General features: G+C 76.0%; 4 protein-coding genes. 3 read left to right on the top strand and 1 reads right to left on the bottom strand.

All coding sequences use genetic code 11. The annotated features are described in order from the left end of the window. The coding region (locus LLG88_09875; GenBank protein ID MCE5247211.1) for a carboxypeptidase-like regulatory domain-containing protein at positions 1-368 on the bottom strand (368 nt) is incomplete at its 3' end. Between the two features lie 90 nt (positions 369-458). On the opposite strand from LLG88_09875, the gene LLG88_09870 reads away from it, so the two are divergent. The 3 genes from LLG88_09870 to LLG88_09860 form a co-directional block, all read left to right on the top strand. Continuing rightward, a complete protein-coding gene (locus tag LLG88_09870; GenBank protein ID MCE5247210.1) occupies positions 459-1,403 on the top strand; it encodes a hypothetical protein in 945 nt (314 codons plus the stop codon). Between the two features lie 60 nt (positions 1,404-1,463). Then, complete coding sequence (locus tag LLG88_09865; GenBank protein ID MCE5247209.1) at positions 1,464-1,877, top strand: hypothetical protein; 414 nt, start codon at positions 1,464-1,466, stop codon at positions 1,875-1,877. Beyond that, on the top strand, positions 1,874-2,979 hold a 1,106-nt coding region (locus LLG88_09860; protein ID MCE5247208.1), incomplete at its 3' end, for an Asp-tRNA(Asn)/Glu-tRNA(Gln) amidotransferase GatCAB subunit A. The genes LLG88_09865 and LLG88_09860, both read left to right, overlap by 4 nt.

Here is a 2,979-nt window from a genome sequence, read left to right as displayed (position 1 = left end):
AGCGTTTCCTGAAGCGCGGTGTTGAGCTGTCCCACCATCACCGCGTAGCCGCCCTTGACGGCGACGAGGCGGTAGGCGCCCGGCGCGAGCGCCGGGAAGCTGAAGCGGCCGTTTTCGTCGCTGAGGACCTTCAGCACGCGGAGCGGCGCGACGCCGAGCGCGGCGACGCGGACCTCGACCCCGGCGAGCGCCTGCCCGCTCTGGTCGAGCGTCACGCCCGCGATCCGACGTCCCTCGGACTCGACGGCGGTCGAGGCGGTGAGGGGCGCGGAAGGACCGGCGGCGAAGGCGAGCCCCGCCGCCAGCGACGGCAACGCCAGCAGGACGACCCAAGCGCCGCGCGCGATGCGCGGCGATCGAGGGCGCATACGGCCTCCCTCATCCCGGCGGAAGGGGGACGCACGAAACGTACGCCCGCCGGTCGCCGGCGGTTCCAAAGAGACATTATCCTCCTCTTTATGGGAAGGGCGATCCAAGATCTTTCTTCCGCGGCGTGGACGCTTCTTGGCGGCCGCCGCGCCGCCCGCGTCCTGGCCGTCGGACTGGCCTGCGCCGCCGGCTGGGCCGCGCCGACCTTCGCCGGACTTCCGTTTCGGGTCGTCCACGAGACGGTGGTCTCGATCGAGACGCGCCTCGACCTGCTCGGCGACCCCCACGGCGCGACGGTCGCCGAGCGGCTCGAAGGGCCCGCGGGATCGACGATCAGCGCGTCGAAGGTCGTGCCGACCTCGGGCACGCCGCTGCGCGTCTTCCTCGCCCTGACCCCCGTGCCCGACGTCGGCCGCGCGGAATGCCGCGTGCGGGTCGTGGCGACGATCACGAGCGACTCCAAGACGGCGCTGTTCGACCGCAGCGTCGTCGTGCGGCCCGACCGGCTCAAGGTGTTCGAGCTGTGGGGAGACGCCGCGGGGCGGAGACGGCTCGTCCTCGGCCTGTCGGCGTCGTGGACCGACCGGCCGCGCGTCGTGCCGATCGTCGCCGGCTCCGAGCCGGTCGAGTTCGCCGTGCGCACGCTGATCGTCCGCGGCGCGGCGCGCCAGCAGATCGAGGAGCGGCGACTGCCGGGGCTCGTCGGCACGCCGGTCAAGATGTCGATGCGGCGCGAGCCGGGCGCCGCCGTGACGCGCGCCGGCGCCGCCGCCGGGAAGGACGAGGCGAAGGCGAAGGCGGGCCCGGAAGAGCCGGCCGACGAAACGCCGATCGAAGTGGAACTCGAGCTCGCGCCGCTGCGCATCTCCGAGGGGACGCTCGAGGTCTCGGCGAAGCTGACGACGAAGAGCGCGGCCGCGCCTCGGGCGGCGATCAAGGAAGTCCGCGTCGCGTCGGGGGAGTCGTTCGACGTCGAAGTGGACGCGGGGGACGCCGGCGAGAAGCTCGTCTTCCACGTCTCCTGCTTCTTCTGATCGGCGACGCGCCGCCGCGGCGTGTTGCCGCGGCGGGGCGCGCTTGATTACCATCGCCGCATGACCCGACCGACGATCACCGCCGCAACCGCGCGCCGCGTCGCCCGCCTCGCGCGCCTCGCGCTCGCCGAGGGGGAGGCGGAGCGGTACGCGCGGGACATCGAGGCGATCGTCCGCGACTTCGCGCGGCTCGAGGCGTACGACGTCGGCGACGCGCCGCAAGACGGCGCGGAGCGCAACGCCGCCGCGCCCGCCGCGACTCAGACGGGCGTCCCCGCTCCGGACGGCGCCGTGCCCGCGCGAAGCGTGTCCTCGCCGGACGCCGCCGCGACTCAGACGGGCGCCCCCGCTCCGGACGGCGCCGCCGCGCTGCGCGCCGACGAACCGCGGCCCGGCCTCGGCCAGGACGAGACGGCGCGCCTCGCGCCGCGCTTCGCCGCGGGCCACTTCATCGTGCCGCGGGTCGTGCGGTGAGCGCGCCCGGCGCCCGCGAGGCGGCGGCGCTCGTCCGCGGCGGCCGCGCCTCGGCCGAGGAGCTGGCCGCGGACGCGCTGGCGCGGATCGACGCCGCGGCGCCGCTCAACGCCGTCCTCCACGTCTTCCGCGACGAGGCGCTTCGGGCGGCGCGGGCGATCGACGCGCGCCGCGCGGCGGGCGGCCCGCTCGGCCCGCTCGCCGGCGTTCCCGTCGCGGTCAAGGACAACATCTGCGTCGCCGGCGGCCCGACGACCTGCGGCTCGCGGATGCTCGCGTCGTACGTTCCGCCCCGCGACTCGGCGGCCGTCGCCCGGCTGCGCGCCGCGGGCGCCGTCGTCCTCGCCAAGACGAACTGCGACGAGTTCGGCATGGGTTCGTCGAACGAAACGTCGTTCCGCGGACCGTGCCTCAATCCGCTCGATCCCGCGCGCGTCCCCGGCGGATCGAGCGGCGGCTCGGCCGCGGCGGTCGCCGCCGGCCTCGTCCCGCTCGCCCTCGGCTCGGACACCGGCGGCTCGGTCCGCCAGCCGGCCGCGTTCTGCGGCGTCGTGGGGATCAAGCCGACCTACGGACGGGTTTCGCGCCGCGGCCTCGTCGCCTTCGCCTCGTCGCTCGACCAGATCGGCCCGATCGCGCGCGACGTGGCCGACGCGGCGCTCGGCCTCGCCGCGATCGCCGGACGCGATCCCGGCGACGCGACGTCCAGCGGCGCGCCGGTCTCCGCGTTTCTCTCCGCCCCGCGGGCCGACGCGGCGGGGCGCCGCGTGGCGTGGCTCGATCAGTTCGCCTCGCGCGAGGGAGTGGACGAGCGGGCGCGGCTGGCGACGGCCGAGGCGGCGCGCGCCCTCGCCCATGCGGGGGCGGTCGTCGAGTTCGCCGATCTCCCGCTCGCCGACCTCGCCGTGCCGATCTACCACATCGTCTCCTCGGCCGAGGCCTCGTCGAACCTCGCCCGCCACGACGGCGTGCGGTACGGCGCGCGCGCCGAGGGAGCGCGCGACATCGCGGCGCTCTACGAAGAGACGCGCGGCCGCGGCTTCGGCGCCGAGGTCAAGCGGCGGATCATGCTCGGCGCCTTCGCCCTCTCCGCGGGGCGGCG

Source organism: bacterium, assembly GCA_021372775.1.
Lineage (GTDB): Bacteria > Acidobacteriota > Polarisedimenticolia > J045 > J045 > JAJFTU01.
This window is presented reverse-complemented; position numbering and strand designations above follow the sequence as displayed.